Source organism: Croceivirga sp. JEA036 (assembly GCF_011882165.1).
Lineage (GTDB): Bacteria > Bacteroidota > Bacteroidia > Flavobacteriales > Flavobacteriaceae > Croceivirga.
This window is the reverse complement of record NZ_JAATON010000001.1, coordinates 582,452-602,680: the sequence shown is the minus strand read 5'-3', so window position 1 is coordinate 602,680 and position 20,229 is coordinate 582,452. Positions and strand designations below refer to the sequence as shown.

At 35.6% G+C, this 20,229-nt stretch carries 18 protein-coding genes; 3 read left to right on the top strand and 15 right to left on the bottom strand.

From position 1 onward, the window contains the following. Nucleotides 1–36: 36 nt before the first annotated feature. From HCO57_RS02270 to HCO57_RS02255, 4 genes are all read right to left on the bottom strand, one after another. Nucleotides 37–822 (bottom strand): MbnP family protein, encoded by a 786-nt coding sequence (locus HCO57_RS02270; RefSeq protein WP_167987664.1) that lies wholly within the window; start codon nt 820–822, stop codon nt 37–39. Between the two features lie 76 nt (nt 823–898). Next, a complete protein-coding gene (locus HCO57_RS02265; RefSeq protein ID WP_167987663.1) occupies nt 899–1,270 on the bottom strand; it encodes a hypothetical protein in 372 nt (123 codons plus the stop codon). Between the two features lie 60 nt (nt 1,271–1,330). Next, nucleotides 1,331–2,236, bottom strand: coding sequence for a hypothetical protein (locus tag HCO57_RS02260; protein ID WP_167987662.1), 906 nt, complete (start codon nt 2,234–2,236; stop codon nt 1,331–1,333). A gap of 12 nt (nt 2,237–2,248) precedes the next feature. Continuing rightward, complete coding sequence (locus HCO57_RS02255) at nt 2,249–2,611, bottom strand: DUF4870 domain-containing protein (RefSeq protein WP_167987661.1); 363 nt, start codon at nt 2,609–2,611, stop codon at nt 2,249–2,251. Nucleotides 2,612–2,697: 86 nt separating this feature from the next. Between HCO57_RS02255 and mnmE the strand changes: the two genes are divergently transcribed. The 3 genes from mnmE (at nt 2,698) to HCO57_RS02240 (ending at nt 7,885) form a co-directional block, all read left to right on the top strand. Beyond that, a complete protein-coding gene (mnmE, locus tag HCO57_RS02250) occupies nt 2,698–4,068 on the top strand; it encodes a tRNA uridine-5-carboxymethylaminomethyl(34) synthesis GTPase MnmE (protein ID WP_167987660.1) in 1,371 nt (456 codons plus the stop codon). 85 nt (nt 4,069–4,153) lie between these two features. Continuing rightward, complete coding sequence (locus HCO57_RS02245) at nt 4,154–4,498, top strand: hypothetical protein (protein WP_167987659.1); 345 nt, start codon at nt 4,154–4,156, stop codon at nt 4,496–4,498. Between the two features lie 1,875 nt (nt 4,499–6,373). Continuing rightward, nucleotides 6,374–7,885: a hypothetical protein gene (locus HCO57_RS02240; protein ID WP_167987658.1), complete on the top strand. Its 1,512-nt coding sequence runs from the start codon at nt 6,374–6,376 to the stop codon at nt 7,883–7,885. Between the two features lie 73 nt (nt 7,886–7,958). Here the strand turns inward: HCO57_RS02240 and HCO57_RS02235 are convergent, their stop codons facing one another. From HCO57_RS02235 to HCO57_RS02185, 11 genes are all read right to left on the bottom strand, one after another. Beyond that, the gene (locus HCO57_RS02235) at nt 7,959–10,313 is read right to left on the bottom strand and encodes a GumC family protein (RefSeq protein WP_167987657.1); all 2,355 of its coding nucleotides are present in this window, start codon (nt 10,311–10,313) and stop codon (nt 7,959–7,961) included. An 88-nt stretch (nt 10,314–10,401) separates the two neighbouring features. Beyond that, a complete protein-coding gene (locus HCO57_RS02230; protein WP_167987656.1) occupies nt 10,402–11,136 on the bottom strand; it encodes a WecB/TagA/CpsF family glycosyltransferase in 735 nt (244 codons plus the stop codon). Then, nucleotides 11,123–11,731, bottom strand: a complete 609-nt coding sequence (locus HCO57_RS02225; RefSeq protein WP_167987655.1) for an acyltransferase — start codon at nt 11,729–11,731, stop codon at nt 11,123–11,125. Before HCO57_RS02225 ends, HCO57_RS02230 begins: the two co-directional genes overlap by 14 nt. A gap of 1 nt (nt 11,732) precedes the next feature. Continuing rightward, the gene (locus HCO57_RS02220) at nt 11,733–12,629 is read right to left on the bottom strand and encodes a glycosyltransferase (protein WP_167987654.1); all 897 of its coding nucleotides are present in this window, start codon (nt 12,627–12,629) and stop codon (nt 11,733–11,735) included. 1 nt (nt 12,630) lies between these two features. Then, nucleotides 12,631–14,112: a hypothetical protein gene (locus tag HCO57_RS02215; protein WP_167987653.1), complete on the bottom strand. Its 1,482-nt coding sequence runs from the start codon at nt 14,110–14,112 to the stop codon at nt 12,631–12,633. A gap of 45 nt (nt 14,113–14,157) precedes the next feature. Next, nucleotides 14,158–15,387, bottom strand: a complete 1,230-nt coding sequence (locus tag HCO57_RS02210; protein WP_167987652.1) for a glycosyltransferase family 4 protein — start codon at nt 15,385–15,387, stop codon at nt 14,158–14,160. A gap of 16 nt (nt 15,388–15,403) precedes the next feature. Beyond that, the gene (locus tag HCO57_RS02205; protein ID WP_167987651.1) at nt 15,404–16,282 is read right to left on the bottom strand and encodes a hypothetical protein; all 879 of its coding nucleotides are present in this window, start codon (nt 16,280–16,282) and stop codon (nt 15,404–15,406) included. Beyond that, entirely contained in the window at nt 16,267–17,091 is an 825-nt protein-coding gene (locus HCO57_RS02200) for a glycosyltransferase family 2 protein (RefSeq protein ID WP_167987650.1), read from the bottom strand. The genes HCO57_RS02205 and HCO57_RS02200 overlap by 16 nt, the downstream gene beginning before the upstream one ends. Beyond that, entirely contained in the window at nt 17,088–18,368 is a 1,281-nt protein-coding gene (locus HCO57_RS02195) for a hypothetical protein (RefSeq protein WP_167987649.1), read from the bottom strand. The genes HCO57_RS02200 and HCO57_RS02195 overlap by 4 nt, the downstream gene beginning before the upstream one ends. A gap of 17 nt (nt 18,369–18,385) precedes the next feature. Beyond that, a complete protein-coding gene (locus HCO57_RS02190) occupies nt 18,386–19,519 on the bottom strand; it encodes a glycosyltransferase family 4 protein (RefSeq protein WP_167987648.1) in 1,134 nt (377 codons plus the stop codon). Between the two features lie 23 nt (nt 19,520–19,542). After that, nucleotides 19,543–20,226, bottom strand: a complete 684-nt coding sequence (locus HCO57_RS02185) for an acyltransferase (protein ID WP_167987647.1) — start codon at nt 20,224–20,226, stop codon at nt 19,543–19,545. Nucleotides 20,227–20,229: the final 3 nt, after the last annotated feature.

Below are 20,229 nucleotides of genomic sequence, written 5' to 3'. Positions count from 1 at the left end.
GGGAAGCTTATTGGCCTCCCAAGTGTTACAAACCCACTAGTTATGGATGTGATCCACAGTAAACATTGCAGCAGCGTTGGCAGCTACCATCGGTGATTTTTCTGGGTCTACGTGTATTTGTGATTTCTCTTCTAAATACAACTTACCGGCACCGGATAGCAATTGAGATATATCTGCAACCAAGTGTATTTCTGGTGTTATGTCTGTACGTACTTTGGCAGATACAGGTAGATCTAAAGACACTTCTTTGTAGTTATCTAATGCGGTACCGTGGCTCCCCATGTGTATAGCAAAAGGGGTTTCTTCCGTAGTATTTTCTCCAGTAAAACGGCCTTCAAAACGAATGAACTTATAGCCTGCTTGCCATGACCAAAGCATCCCCTCTTCGGTTGCTGTAGTCAAAAATTCACCTTGACCTTCTGCACCTTGTAAATATTTCTCCTGATCTATACCTAAGCCAAAATGTATTTTAACGTAATCCGCTACAGGTACGTTTGCTATCGTTACAAATCTAGAAGCGTCATCAGACAAATCAACTACATTAAGCGCCTCTTGTTCTGGGACTACAAAAACATTTCCTACCGCATCTTCTAAGCGAATGTTACTTACAATATATTTTAAGGTATCTATGGCTATTTTTTCCGTTCCGTTAGCATCATAAAAGGAGGTTTGTAGTAATAGCTGAGAGCCAGCATAGCTGTTATCAAATTCTATACGGGCGGTACCTTCTCCAGTAAGTTCGTTCGCCGTATCATCTTCATTATCACAAGAAATAAACGCAACAGCTAACAACGCCGTTGCCAAATAATTATAAACTTTCATTTTGTTTTATTAATGGTTGCGTAGCACTATTTAAGGCTAGTGACTAAAGCCTGTAAAAAAAGGTGTGAATGAAAGTTTAGCAGCTTGGGGGGCGTAGCATGCGGTTTACCCTAACGTAGCTCCAACTAGCGTCTAAAGAAAATAGTTGTTGTTGGGTATGTTCTTTATGGAACTGAAATAAAAAATCTGTAGTTTGCTGCACAAACAAGGGCACAAAAGCTTCCATGAGCGTTAAGGCAGCATTGGTGGCCTGGTCTTGTCTTTTTTGGTCATCAGCGGCAGCCAATTGTTCCATTAAATAACACTTACCATTACAATCTAACTCTGGGCGTTCCTTGTTAATACAATAATTTTCTATGATATAATCTACATTTAACTGAAAATAAGAAAAGTACCCCACATAATAGGCAGGCCTAAGGGCAAAAGTAAGTAATAATAAAAGGGCCAAGTACTTTTTCAGTGTCTGTAAATTTGTGTAAATATAAATACTTGATTGTTTTTTAAAAAATTAATCTATCGGATGGCTAAAAATCAACTTATTCTTCTTATCAAACTTCAACATTTCTTTCGCTTTTTTATGGCTTTCTTTAAATTCTTTTAAACCAGTACCTTTACATATACCATAAGAATAATGATACGATAAAATTTCTAAGGCTTCCTTATCCAAAATTTTACGCCCTGTGTTACAATCTGACAGATAACTTTGGCAAGGTAAATTTTTAATTCCTTTAAAATTTCCAAGACTTTGATAGAATCTCCATTTTAAAATGTCATCAATTCCAGTGTTCTCAATTTTATCAGTATCAATTTTTATTTCCCCTCTTATTATTTGCGCCTTATTGTTCCATACAACAAAATAGCCCTCATTATAATTTTTTGAAATAGTTTTGAATTGATTATCTCTTTTAAAATCAATGAAATCAATAATATAATTAGCGAATTTCTTATTATTCACAATTGAAATATCTAAAGAGTCTATCTTATTTAAGGTATCTTTAATAAAGTTATTTAAAGTCGTTCTATTGGTTTTGGGTACAGTATTGGTATAAAAAATTTTTATAGGTTTCTTCCAATAAACCATTCGGTTTTTTGAAATCGTATCATTCAGATTTGTAGCCTTAAAAGCAATTTTTACGTAAGTATTTAAAAAGATTTCATCTTTATATTCATAAGGTACATTAGAAAACTTTTTTTTATTAAGAACAAATCCACCTTTGATTCTAATTAAAGTATCTTTATTAGAGATGAAATAACCAATAGAATCCCCCAAGGATAACTTACTATTCTTTTTTAATTCTTTGTAATTACTGTAGGGTATCGGTATTTCTTGTATGTTATTTATTTCGTTCTGAGCAGTTTGAGAAAAAACAAAACAAAAGTTAAAAATCAGCACTAACACAAAATAATATCTCATTTTACAAATATACTAACTTATAAAGCGAATGGTTAAGAACTGACTTGGTGCTTCCCCATTGGCTGCCTTTACTGCATTTACAATAGGCAGTACAAAACCAACGATGCCTAAGAATATCAAGGATAATATGCCTAAACCAAATAGCAATATCGCAGGTATACTTATCACGATATACAATAAAAGACTCAATTGAAAATTGATGATAGATTTGCCATGCTCGTTCATCCCCTCCACATCATTACGGGTGGCTAACCATAATACTAAGGGCACTATAAAGCCTCCACAACCGGTTACATAATGTAATAGTTGGGATAAATGTGTAATGGCTAATAAGGTATTGTCTTCTCTTTTTACGTGTGATTGTAGTACTTCCATGATTGTATTGATTGATGATTACAGTATATCAGTATACAAAACTTTTAAAATGTTACAGCCGCGGCCTTAATTTGTACTTTTGCAGCATGCTTTACAATGAGAATATAATTGCATTGGCTACCCCTGCAGGTATGGGCGCCATTGCTGTTTTACGTATATCTGGGCCAGACGCTATTACTTTGGTGAACCATCAGTTTGAATCTATCCACAAGAAAAACCTACTAGACCAAAAAAGCCACACCATTCATTTGGGGTACATTAAAGATGGGGATAAGGTCTTAGACCAGGTTTTGGTTTCTTTATTTAAAGGCCCCAATAGCTATACGGGAGAAAATGTAGTAGAAATTTCTTGCCACGGTTCGGTTTATATTCAACAACAGATAATTCAATTGTTTTTAGGTAAAGGCTGCCGCATGGCTACGGAAGGCGAATTTACCTTGCGTGCCTTTTTAAATGGAAAGATGGATTTGAGTCAGGCCGAGGCTGTGGCCGACCTCATTGCGAGTGACAGTCAGGCGAGCCATGATATTGCCATACAACAAATGCGTGGTGGTTTTAGCAATCAAATTCAAGAACTACGAGAAGAGCTATTAAATTTTGCTTCGTTGATTGAGTTGGAGCTCGATTTTTCTGAAGAAGATGTAGAATTTGCAGATCGTAGTCAGTTTATAGACTTACTCAATAGAATTACGGCAGTGTTAAAGCAGCTTATCGATTCCTTTGCACTGGGCAATGTACTCAAACAGGGGATTCCCGTAGCTATTGTTGGGGAACCCAATGTAGGTAAATCTACCCTACTTAATGCCTTGTTAAATGAGGAACGCGCCATTGTCAGTGACATTCCTGGTACTACCAGAGATACGGTAGAAGACCAAATAGCTATTGGGGGCGTAAGTTTTCGGTTTATAGATACGGCGGGGATAAGAGAAACGGAAGACCATGTAGAAAAAATTGGCATACAACGTGCGTTTGAGAAGATAGAAAAAGCACAGGTGGTGTTGTATTTGTTTGATGCTCAGAAAGACAAAAGTCAAGAAATTGCAGTCTTAAAAGAAAAGTTTCCACACAAACGTATTCTGTTATTAGCCAATAAAGCTGAAAGTCTAAGCGATGAAACCAAAAAAAAACTTACAGCAACCTACCAACCGCTACTTTTACTTTCTGCCAAAACAGGAGCCGGTATAGAAGCCTTGAAAGAGGAATTATTAGCCATGACAGTGAAGGGCGAATTGGGCGCTGGCAACCAAATTGTAACCAACAGTAGGCATTACGATTCTCTAATTAAGGCGATGGAAGAAGTAACCAAAGTAAAAGAAGGAATGGATGCGGAATTGCCAAGCGATTTAATTGCGATAGACATACGGCAAGTGCTTTTTCATCTGGGCGAAATTACCGGACAAGTCACGAATGACGAATTGTTGGGGAATATTTTCTCTAATTTCTGTATTGGCAAGTAGCAAAGACACTTTTTTATAATTTTCTGAAATTCAAATAAATACTGCGTTTTTAGTGATTTAAGGCGATAAAAATTGGATTAACCTAGTGTTAAAGTTTGTAGGTATTTCGATAAACTGCGTAGGAACACGAAATATTTTCGATTATATTAGTCCTTCATTAAGCACTACACCAAATATGACGCTTTACGATTTTATGATGTTAGACGAATGCGATCAGATTGCTCGTCTTATGATACAAGGCTGTTGCCTAGCCAAGCTAAAACGCAACAATATTGTGTACGTTTTATATGCGTACGAAAGCTTTTTTGTGGAGTTTGAATATACTACCGCTTTCCAAGGGATTTCTAACGACCCTGTAGTTATAGACAAACACATTTTCCGTGAAAGCGAACGTTTAGACAAGTATACGTTAAAAAGGGTTCTGGCATAGTAGTTTGTTGTTCGTTGTTCGTTGTTCGTTGTTCGTTGTTCGTAGAAGAAAAGAATTTATATCTATTTTCAAAACAGCAGCAATTTAAACGAGTTCTGTATTACGACTAATCTTAATACGTAATACGTACTACTTTTTACTAAAGAATGAGATGCTGAATCAAGTTTAGTATGACGGTAAATCATAGTACGCTGTACTTCATACTTATTACTCTTTAATAGATTTCTCAGTCGTAGCAACGCTACTCCTATCGAAATGACGTGGAGCACGGATTTGATAAGGCTTAATACTCTGTACTCCATACTTTTTACTATTAACTTCTAACTACTAACTTTTTACTCCTCAAGAGATTTCTCAGTCGTAGCGACGCTACAACTATCGAAATGACGTGGAGCACGGATTTGATAAGGCTTAATACTCTGTACTTCATACTTATTACTCTTTAATAGATTTCTCAGTCGTAACTACGCTACTCCTATCGAAATGACAGGGAGCACGGATTTGATAAGACTTAATACTCTGTACTCCATACTTTTTACTATTAACTATTAACTACTAACTTTTAACTTTTAACTCCTCAAGAGATTTCTCAGTCGTAGCGACGCTACTCCTATCGAAATGACGTGGAGCACGGATTTGATAGCACTTAATACTCTGTACTCCATACTTTATACTCTTTAATAGATTTCTCAGTCGTAGCGGCGCTACAACTATCGAAATGACGTGGAGCACGAATTTGATAAGGCTTAATACTCCGTACTCCTTACTTTTTACTATTAACTCTTAACTACTAACTCTTAACTCAAAAACAGACCCCTCAGTCCTGCGGACAGCTCCCCTAACTTAAGGGAGCAGCTGTATTTTCTTTTTAACTAGATTACGTTTGATGTGAGGAAGATGCTGAAACAAGTTCAGCATGACCGGTAAATCTTAGTACGCTGTACTTCATACTTTTTACTTAGTACTTGCTACTTTTTACTATTTACTACTAACTACTAACTTTTTACTCCTCAAGAGATTTCTCAGTCGTAGCTACGCTACTCCTATCGAAATGACGTGGAGCACGGATTTGATAAGGCGTTGTACTTCATACTCCGTACTTCTTACTATTAACTTCTAACTACTAACTTTTTACTCCTCAAGAGATTTCTCAGTCGTAGCGACGCTACTCCTATCGAAATGACGTGGAGCACGAATTAGATAGTACTTAATACTCTGTACTCCATACTTTTTACTATTAACTATTAACTACTAACTTTTTACTCCTAAAGAGATTTCTCAGTCGTAGCGACGCTACTCCTATCGAAATGACAGGGAGCACGGATTTGATAAGGCGTTGTACTTCATACTCCGTACTTTTTACTATTAACTTCTAACTACTAACTTTTTACTCCTCAAGAGATTTCTCAGTCGTAGCGACGCTACAACTATCGAAATGACGTGATGCAAATTTTGAATATCACTTTGTACTCCATACTTTTTACTTAGTACTTTTTACTATTAACTATTAACTACTAACTCTTTTTCTCCTTCTTTCCTTGGCTGAAATCGTATAATTTACCGTTGAGTGTATTAATATTTTCGATGAAATGCACATTTTAAGCCATTGAGTACGATTTTTTAATTTAAAAAAAGGTAGAAAATGGTACAGTTTTATCAAAAGTATAGTGCGCCTTATCGATGTTGTTGAAAAATTGACAAAAAAACTCTAAATATTTTTTTAGGTACGTAAAAGTAACACTGAAACAACCGTAAATAGACTTTAGCCGTATATCTTTACGTTCTATATCCGTAGCGCAAAAGCAAAAATTGTTAGCGCATTTGGTTCCCCAAGAATTTACAAGAAAAAGATAGTAACTTAACACCTCCTAACAAGTGAAACATTTTAATTTGATTGTAAGCCTCGTTCTAAGCGTAGTAGCCCTAAGTGTGTCTTGTTCTAACGAGCAGGAATTTGATGCCATGGTTATAGAAGAAAACGAAAAAGTTTTAGAAGTAGAACCTATTGAGGAAATAGCTGAAGAAACAACTGAGGAAGAAAAACCCTACCATTACCTCTTTACAGAAGCAGCGAAAGCGGAAATTAAACGTAGAATAGAACAGGAATATGTTACAGGTCCTGGATTTACCAATGATTTTGTAACGATTAAAGAAAATGTAAGTACCTTTTTGCAAGCTCCGGATGGTTATAGACCCGTTTTCGGAGAATTTCATTATATGCCTCCAAATAGACAATATATGCATCATAGTGCAGTATATGCGTGGGCAATGGAAGAAGTAAATTTAGCTAATCATATTATTAAAGAAATACTAAGTACTGTTTCCGAAAATGCTTTCAATACTTCATTTTGGAATTCAAAGCCTAATTTTGATTTCGAATATAGTTTATGGGTTCAATCATCTGAAATGGAAAAAACCAAAAACAGTTATTATTTAATTAAAGATATTCAAGATAAATACAATACTGAAGAATTGGAAGTCATCGAAAATTGGTTTTCTGATTATGCAAATTTAATAATTAACTACACAACTAAATTTGATAATTATTTAGGAGAAGATTGGGTATATACAGGTCCATCCCGACTTTCTTCCGAAGGATTATTCCAGAAGACAGCTACATCCACACCTTTTCCTTTGGAAAATAAAAATGGGGAAATAATTGAAGGATATGAGATTAGTAAAGGACAAAATCTTTTCAATAACCGAATTGTGGAGAGTATTGCCTATTTGCATTCCTGGGCAATAGTTAATAAAAATTTAGAAGCGGAAAAATTATGTAGGGAATATTTTAAAAATGCTATTCGATTTGGTGTATGGCCTGATGGAACTTTTTGGGAATTGATGCGAAATGAAAATGTTTATAATATAAGCGCGTTGGGTGTTTGGTATTCAATGAGTACATTATCTGCTTTGGTTCGAATGGCACATACGGACGCTTTGAAGGGGAATTTTCCTGAAGATAGACTTTATGATTTTTCAACAACAGAGGGTATAATAAAAGGTTCTACTAATTTTACAGAGGAACCATACCCAGGAGGATCTACAACCGATGGCGTGACACCTAAAAGTTTAAAAACTTTTATAATAGGACAATCTAAATATTATCGAAGTTCTGATTACGGTGGATGGAATGATTTGCGCTATTATAAAGGTGGTGCTTTGAATATGGAAGGTGTTAATGAGCGGGATTATTCCATAAATCAGGCTATTGCAAACCTATATTATAAGGATTCGGAATTATCCGATTGGTATTTATACGATACTTCAAAAGGATATCCAACCAAAGATTCATTCAAGGATGGTCATCACCAGGGCGATTCAGGTAATTTAGGAACCTCTGTTGCTGGCGGACTATGGTTAGAGATGGAATCCTATTTTTTTTATTAACACTAGGTACCCTAATATAAATTAAAAAAGGCGCTACGGTATGTAGCGCCTTTTTTAATTTATATTAGCCTACTTATTTGCTGCCATAAGCATAGCCATATTTATTTCCATAGCCTAAATTCCCCAATTTTAAATCGTTAATCACCAATTTTATGTTGGGCAGTCTACCTTTGTCTTCCAATTCTTTAATAAACTGTAAAGAGGTTTTTTTGGTGACTCCAGAACGCAATACATACAAACTTACATCAATGTAGGTATTTAGTAAAAAGGTATCGGCCAACAACATTGCGGGTGGGGTATCTAATACTATATAGTCATACTGCTGCTGTAGTTTATGGAATAATTGCGCCATTTTCTCTTGTTGAAACAATTCAGCAGGGTTGGGTGGTATGGTCCCTGCGGGCAGTATGTCTAAACTAGCCAATTGTGTAGCTGTATAGATGAAATCCTCTACGGATTTAGCTTCAGAGCGCATTAAATAATCGCTTAAGCCTTTACGATTTTTAAAGGCTTTTTCGTAACGGTGTAATTGGGAATTTCTCAAATCGCAACCTATTAACAACACTTTTTTACCACTTAGAGCAAGGGTAACTGCGGTATTGACGGACACAAAGGTTTTTCCTTCCCCTTTAATGGTCGAGGTCACCCCTATGGTTTTAGCTTGTTGATGGGTTACGTTTTTTAAGGTGTACTGCAAATTGGCCACTAATATCCGAAAGGTTTCCGATAAAATACTACGGTCATTCACCACAATAAATTCCGGTTGTTTACGGTCCAATTTGGGTAACTCACCCAAAATAGACGTATCATGCAAGGTTCTCTCTACATCCGTACGGGTCATAATTTTGTCATTTAACAATTGCCCTCCACGTATTACTAAAAAGGGCAACAATACCCCTAAGGCCAATGCCCCGCCTAAAACCACTTTTGGGCTAGGCGATGTGCCCCCGCCCACGCTGTAAGCCTCATCCACTACTTTGGCCTTGGGTGCCGTAACTTTCAAGGACAGGGTGTTTTCTTCTCTTTTTTGTAGCAAATACAAGTATAAAGATTCTTTGATTCCTTGTTGGCGTTCAATACCCCGTACTTGGCGTTCTTGCCCGGGAATTTGTGCCATTTGAAAACCCAACGCCCCCGATTTTTTCCGCAAATTGTCGGCAGAAATAAACAAACTTCCTTGCGTACTTTTTAAACTAGAACGCAAACTTCCCTTCAATTGGTTAATCTGGTTGGTTAAATTGACTACCACTGGATTATTTTCTGTAGACCCTACCAGCAATTTTTCGCGTTTAAGAACTAGTTGATTGTATTCTTCTATAAGAGAGTTGGTAGAAACATCTTCCAAACCTAAATTAGATGGGAACAAATTAGTATTGTTATTGTCTACATAACTTAACAAACTGTTGGTGAGCTCTAGCTGGTTTTCTAGTTTTTGGCGTTCCCTATTGTATTCACTAACATTTTGGATTAACATATTGGATTCTGCCCCAATATCTGTCAAGCGGTTTTGCTCTTTAAATTGCTCTTTCCCTGTTTCTACAGAATCCAATTCTTGATTGATAATGCGTAAACGTTCATCTATAAAACTGGCGGTGTTTTTGGCAATTAAATTTTTGTCTTCTATCGCCTCTTGGTTGTATTCATAAATGAGTTGATTTAGAATATCTTGGGACTTTTGAAATACGCCATCGTTTAATCGTAGTTCAATTAAAGTAGAATTATCTTCCACCAACTCAACCTGTAACTTCCTGCTATAGTTTTGTGCTTGTGCTCTTAGTGGAGTAAATTGTACAAGAATACTTTCTAAATCCAAGGCAGCGAAATCAATCTCAGGATTTTCTTGTACAACAAAAGTCACAAAATCCAATGTTATAGATTCTCCCGTAGTAAATTCCCTCTGTTCTTCCGTTACTTCCGTCTGCAAATTGTAAATACTCTCGCTTTTAGGGTATATTCTATATCGATGTTTACCTTGTTGAACAGCTATATTCAACTTTTTCTCGTCTAATTTTAAAATTTCTACGAACAAAGGTGATTTATCGTAAAGTTCATTTTCAAAAAGGTTCGCATCTTCTAGATATTTCACGTTTAATTTTAATGCTTTTACAGTATTATACATTAAACGCTTGGATTTTAAAAGACCAATTTCATTGGCAATGCTATTGGTTTTAATACCGCCCAAAGCTCCCAAATCTAGCAGCTCTGTTGAACCACTGCTCCCCTGTTTATCCTCATCTTGAACAATGATACTAGCAACTGACTGATAACTTTTGGGTGCAAATTTTAAATAGGTTACTCCCAAGGCAACAAATGCTAGGATGGAAAATATAAACCAATACCATTTCCGCAGAAAGGGCATGAGTAAGGTTCTTATATTCAATTCATTTTCTTCTTCCGCGATGGGTAAATATCTGTATTCTTCTTTCAAAGTGTTCGGGTTTTTAGGTATACTTTGCTATACCAATGTATAGCCATTATTGTTTTGTATTATTTCTATCGATTGCCGTTGGTGTAATTTAGGAAATGACTTTGGGTTTTCTACCTACCAAATAAGTAGCAAACACCAACCCATTGGTAATGTAGCGATGAAACATGCGCTTGGGCTCTTTTAGCAACCTGCCTAACCATTCCAAGCCCAATTGCTGCCATACTTTTCCCGGACGGGAAACCGTGCCGGCGTAAAAGTCAAAAACCGCACCTATGGCGCAGATATAACCCGCCTGTAATTGGTCTTTAAATTCATAACTCCATTTTTCTTGTTTCGGCGCTGTCATCCCAATAAATAACACATCAGGCTCAAAGGCATTTACGGCATTAATCATGGCTTGGCTTTCTGCCTCACTAAATTGAGGCTTATAGGGCGGAGAATAGCTCCCTACTTTTACCCTAGGATATTCTTTAGCCACTTTGGCTGTAATCTTTTGCAAGGTCTCTGGCGAAGCCCCCAAATAAAAACAGCTGCCCGCATTTTTTTGCAAGTGTTTTAAGGCAAAGGCATGCAAATCTGCCCCAGCAATTTTTTGTACTATCCTACCTTGGTGCAAACGTGCTGCTAAGGTAATGCCAACCCCATCAGGCAACAACACATCGGATGCTGTTAATGCTTTATGAAAAACAGGGTCTTTTTGTGCTACACAGTAAGAATATTGATTAACCGTGTTGATGACTAATTTACGAATTGGTAATATGTCATTTAACGAGGCATCATATACCTTAAAGCCTAAAACCTCAGTTGTATTAATGTGTTCCATGAGTCTCTTTTTTAATGGCTAGTCCTTGGATTCCAGTATAAGCATTAAATAAATGCTGTAGTTCCTTTTCTTTTTGTTCATGGGTTTGTAAATCCTGAAGGGAGTTGAAGCGATTTGCAATTTTTTTAGCTGGATTTCCACCATAGATGCTATAAGGCTCTGTATCTCTAGTGACCACAGCTCCTGCCGCAATAATGCACCCTTTGGCAAGAGTTACCCCACTCATGATAATACTGCCATAACCTACCCATACGTCATCCTCAATCCTCGTAAGTTGTCCTTTACCCTTCCAATCATAATGATCATCTCGTATTCTTGAAGCAAGCCGAATGGGATAGCCAATCTGCTGAAAATGATGATCATACTTACCAACAATGGCCACACAATTCCCAAATATGACATTATCACCGATTACGCAATCGGTTTCTATTTGGGAATCCCTGCCTATGTAAAAATTACGACCAATGGTAAGCGTGTCTTTGGCCCATAAGGATACCCTAAGCCCTGCATAAAAATTGGGGCCAAATTGGTATCTACGCCACTTAATACGCGTTAAATACCAAAAGCGAGCTTTTTTAACTAGCTTTTTTATCATTTTATCGGATTCCTAAGAGGGTTTCTATTTTCGATTTAATTCGTGCTTTAATTCCCATTTTATCTTGAAATCGTTGTTGGTAAGGTGCAGTAATACTAATTTCTTTGGGAAAATTAAAGGTAGAACCATGTTCTTGATCTAAAAAAGGAAGGTATCGTTTTCCCGAACCTGTGGTATGGGTAGCGTCTGCATCAAAACCGTCGTTATAAATTTTAGAACCCAAGGGATATAAGGTTAAACCCTGATGCTTAAATTGATGATAAAACCAGCGTATAGCCCAAGAGTCTAGTTGGCCTGTCATCTGCTTATCTAACATGGCATTTAAATCCGAACCTCCTTTTGCAAAGGCCTTACGCGCTTTTTTATCTTTTTTAAAAGTTTCATAGTCTTGTACCTCCCAATCTACTGCTTGCCAACGGTCTTTCCATGTGGCCCAGCCCCAAGACCAGCCTCTATTTAAGAAATAACACAGATTAGGATCATTCACTTCTTTTTTTAAGTTGAAAGAATAACCCGATATAGAAAAAACTTCAGCAGCTTCCTTGTAACGTACTAAGGCCTGATTCATGTAGTCTAAAAAATTAGGCGTAGTTAATAAATCGTCTTCCAAGACGATAACCGTTTCATGCTCTTTTAACACATGGCTAACTCCATCTATAATACTACTAGCCAAACCTTTGTTGCTGGGTGCTTCCGTAATGATTACGGTTTTAAATCCAGTAATAGTCTGTAAATACGCTCTAATAGCTGCTATTTGCTGTTGGTCCTTTTCCTTCTTGGGTCCATCAGAAAAAATATACAATTCACTTTCTGACGCTCCTGTATTTTGTTGTAGCGCTTTAACTGTTGCCTGCAATGCTTCTAGGCGTTTGTAAGTAAATAAGAGAATAGGTGCCATGTTATTTATTGTATTTTTCTTTCCCTAAGCGTACCAAAATACGTTTTGTAAAATCAATTACTTTTCGTTTTGTGGTAGCGGGATTAATAGGCTCAGTCAATACTTCTGGCCATAATTGTTGCATTACATCTCTATACAAGGGATAATCCGGCTTACTGCGGTACTTTGTATCAATACGCAACATTATTTCCAATAATTCTCTGTTATTAAATGGGGTAAAGGTATCGTACACCAAATCCCATTCTAGTTGGCTTTGGCTTTGCCAACTGCCTGTGCTCACTTCCCAATGAAATAAATCTAATATTGGAAATCCTTTATTATTCTTCGTTTGCGCTACTTCTTGATACCATTTTTTTAATTGTGCTTTAATAAAAGGAATGGCATTCCATTTGGGATTAATATCAACGATATCTTGGTACGATTTTAGTTTTGGATGCTTCCCATTTTTATAGAAAAAACAACGCCCTGTTTCAGAACAACTGCCTTTGACCGACATGATGTTTGCTTGTACATTTTGAGATATACCATAAGCAATATGACCCCAGTCTTCCAAATGCGCCATGTCTGAATTTTCTAGATATAACTTTTCAAAATCTTCAGGTGTAGGTACCCTGCAATCATACAGTGAATATGCAACACCAATCTTTGAAGCAATTTGTTTTGGAATTTTTATATCATTACTTTTCTCATCCATTGCACGGTATTGGAAGGTATAGTATTGCATTAGGTCACTTACGCCTTTGGAGGCGCTCAATAATATTCTACTATCATAACCACTAGTAAGCCCTAAGCCCAATTTATATTTTTTAGCACCAGATTCTAAGGTCTTCTTGAGCAAACTAGCCACTTTTGTTTTGCCTTCTTGATAATCAAAAGGAGTCCAATCTGTTGTAGGCCAATAGCGTACTTGTTGTAAGGTTTTGGTAGATAGGTAATGATTGGGCACTAAATGGTATACTCCAGAATACAAACTAGTACCGCTTGGAAACCAATGTTCTTTGCTTCCTTTAACATATTCCGAATTGAAATACGATTGATAGCGTTCTCCTTTATTTATCACCTCTTCCCCAACAGCTAGCTTTAAAAGTAAGGGTTGCGATGCCGCGTAAAACGCTTCATTTTGTTGGGTATAGAAAAACGATTTTAAACCACAGGCATCATTAAAAAATAATATTTCTTCTGGCGTTGCCACTAACAGTACAAACCTACCACAAAGCGGATAAAGTGTTTTAGTAATAAATTCTATGGAGCTATTCTCAGCTATAATTTCAGCTATATGCTGTTCATTAAAACTCTTGTTCCCTGGGTGAATTATATGCCCAAGCACTACAACCGTAACCTCTCCTTTTATTGCTGTATGTAGAGAGCAATCTGGGTGTACATATAAATTTTGATGGTTTAATACTTTTCGTTGCCAACTATTCAATTGATCAATGCCATTCGGGCAGAGTAAAAATTGTCTCCTAAATTTTAAACTATTCAATTTGGTTTGGTTTTAATTCCTACTATTGTTCCTTTACCATATAATTCAGTTTTCAATAATTAGGGGATATATTTTATTGTTAACGTAATTAATTTTATGCTCTAAGGTTTGTGTTGCCGCAAATTGCTTGGCATTAGCACTTAATTTGCTTAGCAATTCACTATTTTGTTCTAATTGCACTACTGCTTTACTTAAGGCTAGAACCGTTTCCTCTGGGGTGCCCAAAGGAATCTTAATACCTCTGTCTTTTTCTACCATTAAGCCTTGACCATGTATATCCAAGGTGATTACCGGTAATCCATAGCCCATAGCTTCCATTAATTGAACCCCTCCAGAATCCCGCAAAGAAGTAAAGATAAATGCGTGGTGACTTCTGTAATAATCCTTAACTAAATCAAATGCAACTTTACCTACAAATTCAACCGTGTCTTTAAGTTCTAAGTTGTTTATTAATTTTTTAATATGCCCTTCTAGTTCTCCATGCCCAACAATAGTAAGTTTGATGTGCTTATAATGCTTTAAATGATGCATCGCTTCCAAAACCAATGGTAAACCTTTTCTAGGCATTAATCTCCCTACCCATAAAAGTTTAAATTCTTTTGTAAGAGGTTTTGTGGCAAGCGCGTCCTCAAAGTATGCTTCTGGCAATGCTGCATCCAAAACTAAAGACGTTTTTTTTGCACCTAATTTTTGCACCAACTCTTCTGTCTCTCTATTGGAGACTAACAAGTAAGCAGCATTTTTAATCATCTTTCTACAGGCTGGATTGTATTTTAAAAATAAATCACTGATATATTTCCTTTTTACCTCTATATCCCAACTACCACCAAAATAAGATTTAAATGCATCTGATGCATGTTGTCCTCCGCCCGCTGGTCCGAAAACTAAGGGTATGGATAATTTATATAAAAACGACCCTTGTTGAATACTGCCCCATGTAATATGATGTGCTAAATCTATAGCATAATCTTTAACTATTTTATTTGCCTTTTTATAGGCCAACCACTGCCATAATAAATAATGCCCATACATCCCAATCTTGGACCAATAATACATCTTATCGGCACCAAATGGCAAATCAATATAAATGAAACTTAAATTGGTTAATTCTGATAGTTGCTGTTCTATAGCTTTCTTTCCTTTGCTCGTGGTAATACAAAATACCTTATGCCCACTCATGCTTAAATGCTTAGCCCAATTGAAACCGTTTCCAGGCTCCGACCCTTTAGAAGGGTCACAACTATATGCAGATAATAAGATATTTTTTGGGCTCATAACTACCGAATATACTTTAGAAAGACGCTTTTTTTTCTTCCCATTTTTTTAAAAATCGTTTGTATACCGTTCTGGCAACCACAGAAATTGTACTTACCCATCCGTCTAAATGAACAGAAAACATAAAAGGATGGTAATGCTGCGTAGCCAACTGCTTTAATTCATCGGTATTCATAGCAAGAACACGGCTTAAATTATGACGTAAAAAAGGAAATCCATGGTTAGCAGTTTTGAACGGCACTCTTACCATTTTATCTTTATATTGTAATGCTTGATATTGATTCATATCGAAGGTAGATTTACTCGATTGAAAGTAAAAGATTTCTGAATTATCATTTAACACCTTATCTATTTTAAAATACTCGGACCTAGCCGTATTCTGGTACCTAAATAGTAAAGGATCGGTTGAAGCGTTGGAATTTGCAATGATTAAATTCAAATCTAATTGTGCGTTAAAAGCATATATACGTTGAGCTCCTAACAAACTCCCATAATGCAAAGCCGCAAAGCCACCAGCAGAACTCCCAATAAAGAAAGTAGTGTAATTATTAGTCTCTTTTTTTAAAAAGCTAAGTAGCTTTTCTGGACTATTTAAGGTTCCACTAATACCTTCAATATACCATTGCTTTTGTACGTCTCTTAAAAAGATGTGTTTACTCCCTTTTCTTAAATAATTACGCTGCCATTCAAACTTATTTTTAATTAAAATACTATTCTCAAACGCTTTAAAGGTATTTGGGTAATACAACTCATTACTGCTAAAATATACTACACATAAATTGGGGTCTACTTGTTCCTCTTTATGGTAGCTAATAAGATAGTTTTCACTTAACTGATACACTTCCTTGACGGCAGGATGGTCAATTTGAAAAATGGATGCTACTTTATTTTCCATAAAGATGGTATTAGGAGTCTTAAGTGTATGGATAAAAATTGTTTTATTGCCATTAATACGCCAAAGTGTCTTTTTATATAGATGAAATAGTATTTTGGATGACTATTCCCTAGAGGAGAATACAAAGACCTTATTCTTTTTTTAAAAGGAACATCGCTGTAACACCATGCTGGCAATCTAGGATTGCTCTCACAAGTGCCGATAAATGTTTTAGTCGTCACTAAGGTTATATTCTTTTTTAAGGCTCTTTGTCCGTAGTCAAAATCCCCTATGGCATGGGGGAATATTGGGTCTAGATTACCGACAGCATTATAAACATATTTGGGGATCCAAAGACAGTTACCGTTAAGGCTTACACATTTTTGTATGTTTCCGTTTGGAACAACGGGATTGCCTTTGGCATCCCTACCCCCGTATGTAAATTCTTTGGAATCCACACCACAAAAAGCACCACAGATTACTGCTTTATGGTCTAAAGATTTAGAAATCTCTAACAATTCATCTAACGCTTTTTCGTATAAGAAAGTGTCGTCATTCAGTAGTAAATATATATCAAAAGATTTATGAGCTGCCGCAGTTTGCCATGCTAAATGCATGCCACGGTTCCAATACAAGCTTCCCGTACCTTGGATTACGTGCACCTCTGGAAAATTACTACGAACTGCTTCTCCTGTACCATCCGTACTGCCATCATCCACCAAAAAAACTTCTAAATTCAATTCTTCGGGGATGTGGCCAAATAAATTATCTAAACAGGCTAAGGTTTTGGCTACCCTATTAAAACAGGTAAGTAACACAGCAACATTCATATATACTGTTTAATGATTTTTACTTTTTTTAAGGTTGCTTTCCTGTAACGGATATCAAAAATTCCTCTAACCCAGTACTTCATCTCCAAATCTGTCATGGTTCTGAATGACGAAGAGTATGCAACCCCAATAAATAACCAAAGAAAAACATAAGAGAAATCAAATTTACTAAAATCTTCCACCCAGGCATATGCCCACCTGAAGCTTAGGTAAACTCCTATAATTTTCATAAACCAACTTTTAGATTTATATAAGGCTAGATAAGTAGCTTTGATAAATATTAGAAAATATAATATTACCCCAACCAAACCCGTCCAAGTAAACACATTGAGAATAGAGACTTCGTTAATAAATCGCTCCTCCTTTCCTGAACCGGTTATAGCTTCAATTTTTTTTCCAAATAATTTGGAATCATTACCTCTGGCTGGGGTCCTCCCAAGAATAACATAATCGTTAACAATGGCGGATAATAAAACTTCTTGATACAAAGCTGTCCGAGTATCCGCTTTTAAATCTTCTTCCTTGCCCTCTGCATCATTAGCAGTGACATAATCCCCTTTAATGTAATCACTAATTTTGAAGATATTGAATTTGTTCGATACTCCCAAATAGAAGAATATTATAGGTGCTATTAATAATAAAACTCTAGTATATTTTAAGGTATTACCATTTATTAATGGCCTTGCATAATATAATAACCCTAGAATAAAGGGTATTGTAAATTTAATAACGTTACTTCGTGCGGCAAGACTTGAGAATACGGCTAGGATGGAAAATAATAAAATAAAAACTCTCCATTTGTTATTTAATAATGGAACAAACAATAATAAAATACTGACTGGAATTAAATATCTTCCGTAAGCTCCTTTTGATATGATTAAAGAAAATAGGAAGAATAAGGGCAATAAAAATTTAATAAAAATAGTAAAGATTTTTTGCATTAAAATCCTGTCATTACTCACATAAACACTTAAGGGTAAGAGTAATACAAAACTCGTATTAAAAAGATTCTTCCATTCCCAATAATCTTCTGCCACTAAAAATCCTCTGATAACACAAAATATATTCCAAATTAAGTAAAGAAAAATAAGGGCATAATTTTGCTTATTAAAAATGGTTGAATTTTTACTTTTTACAAGAAAAGCATATATAACTAATCCATCTACAAGCCACCACATAGCGGTAAAACCCAGAGTTATTTTAGCATAAGGATTAATAGTTTGTAATCCAATGCAAAAAAGCAAAAACAATATTATTTGATTCTGTCTATTTCCCAAAAAAATAATCTTAATTTTTAAACTAAGTTCTTTTTCAATTGCCCCTCATATAAATTCATAATAGAATCAACTCCCTTAATCATAGAATAATTTTCAATAACATGTGCAATAGCACTAGCTGACATTTTGGTATTCAGTTGGGTATTGTTTTTTAATTCTAATACAGCTTTGACAAGTTCATTGACATCCTGTTTAATTAAGAAACCATTATTATTATTTTGTATTAAATCCTTCAAACCTGGAACATCATATAAAACCGAAGGTAAGCCCACTGCCATTGCTTCAATTGCAGCTATAGCTAAGCCCTCAAAACGCGAAGGCATCAAATACACATCAGCAGCTATTAAATAATCTCTAACATTACTACGGTTTCCTAAAAACTTAATATTATCTAAAACGTTTAGCTCTCTTGCTAAAGCGACTTCATCAGCACATGTAATTCCTTCCCCCAGATGTAAGTATGTAAAATTACCTTTATCCTTCAATAAGTTCAATGCTTTTATTATGTCAAAATGATTTTTGACATGACTACAACCACCTGTTGACACAACGACAAAAGAATCTTCCTTTATATTTAATTGCTGCCTTTTATTCCTTTTCTCATCATTGTTCTCTGGTGGAAAAAATCTCGAACTATCGTACCAGTTATTGATTTTTATTGTTCTATTTTTATAATAATTCAATTCATTCAGATAAACACTTTCTCCTATAGATTGAAATACCAATTTGTATTTTGATTTTGCCACAAATCGTTCAATAACACCCTTAGGGTAAGTTAATTTTCTGTGCTTAAAATTATTATGGACTGTTCTAATTGTTCTTATGCCAACCTTATGCCCTGCTGCAGCAAACAGTAAGAAATGTTTAGACCTGTGAATATGTATTAAATCAATTTGATTATCCAAAAGAAATTTAATAATTCTTGAATAGTATCGATAAATTACAAGAGGGTTAATTTCATTAATGTCCAGATGTTTATGAAAAATTTCAATGTTATTAATCTTGAATTTTTCAGCATATTCTCCTAAGTTCTTACTAGTATTCAATGCCAACATTTCCACCCCTCTTTCTTGAAATAGTGATGCAGCATTCGCATACATAATCTCGGCTCCAGAGTATTTTATTTCGTTAAAAATGTGAAGTACACGCATTTTTTATCTGTTAATCGTTACGCTTAGTAATCGTATGAGTTACTCCAAGTAATTCCTGATTTAACGACCTTATTTGGAAAACCAACACTTATGGAATGTGTAGGTACATTTTTTGTAACCAATGCTCCCATACCAATAACTGCGCCATTTTCTATTGTAACACCTTTTAGTATCATTGCTCTGCTGCCTACCCAAACCTTATTACCAATCGTAACGGATGCTTCTTTGTTTATTTGGTTTCCGTTTAAGTCAAATATGGTATGTGTATCACTTGCCCAAACTTCTATATGGTCAGAAAACATACATTCTTTGCCTATTGTAAGGTGATTTTCTTTACCCACATTTATCAATCTAGCCCCTCCAAATGTGGTATTCTTACCTATCGTTATTGTACAATTAGTTCCTCTAAGTATTATAGTTACTTGCCGCAATTCTACACCTTCTTCAATCCTAACTATGTTCCCCGTTCCCTTAATAGATATGGATGAATTGGTAAATGTCTTGGCATGTACCGTTAATTCGTTAGCTTCGCCTACAATGTTGACTAATGATTTGGAAGCTTCCTCGCTATTTATTTTGAGGAAATTATTTGTATCCTTCTTAACCCTAACTAACCAAAAAAGTCCACTTACCTGTACACTTCTACCTAAGCTAAGCTTTAAATAAAGCTTATTAAAGAGCGAAATAAATAATTTAATCAACTTCATTTT

Coding starts and splice junctions, on each gene's coding strand:
- HCO57_RS02270 (WP_167987664.1), bottom strand. CDS start 822: ATGAAAGTTTATAATTATTTGGCAACGGCGTTGTTAGCTGTTGCGTTT.
- HCO57_RS02260 (WP_167987662.1), bottom strand. CDS start 2,236: ATGAGATATTATTTTGTGTTAGTGCTGATTTTTAACTTTTGTTTTGTT.
- HCO57_RS02255 (WP_167987661.1), bottom strand. CDS start 2,611: ATGGAAGTACTACAATCACACGTAAAAAGAGAAGACAATACCTTATTA.
- mnmE (WP_167987660.1), top strand. CDS start 2,698: ATGCTTTACAATGAGAATATAATTGCATTGGCTACCCCTGCAGGTATG.
- HCO57_RS02230 (WP_167987656.1), bottom strand. CDS start 11,136: ATGGAACACATTAATACAACTGAGGTTTTAGGCTTTAAGGTATATGAT.
- HCO57_RS02225 (WP_167987655.1), bottom strand. CDS start 11,731: ATGATAAAAAAGCTAGTTAAAAAAGCTCGCTTTTGGTATTTAACGCGT.
- HCO57_RS02220 (WP_167987654.1), bottom strand. CDS start 12,629: ATGGCACCTATTCTCTTATTTACTTACAAACGCCTAGAAGCATTGCAG.
- HCO57_RS02210 (WP_167987652.1), bottom strand. CDS start 15,387: ATGAGCCCAAAAAATATCTTATTATCTGCATATAGTTGTGACCCTTCT.
- HCO57_RS02205 (WP_167987651.1), bottom strand. CDS start 16,282: ATGGAAAATAAAGTAGCATCCATTTTTCAAATTGACCATCCTGCCGTC.
- HCO57_RS02200 (WP_167987650.1), bottom strand. CDS start 17,091: ATGAATGTTGCTGTGTTACTTACCTGTTTTAATAGGGTAGCCAAAACC.
- HCO57_RS02190 (WP_167987648.1), bottom strand. CDS start 19,519: ATGCGTGTACTTCACATTTTTAACGAAATAAAATACTCTGGAGCCGAG.
- HCO57_RS02185 (WP_167987647.1), bottom strand. CDS start 20,226: ATGAAGTTGATTAAATTATTTATTTCGCTCTTTAATAAGCTTTATTTA.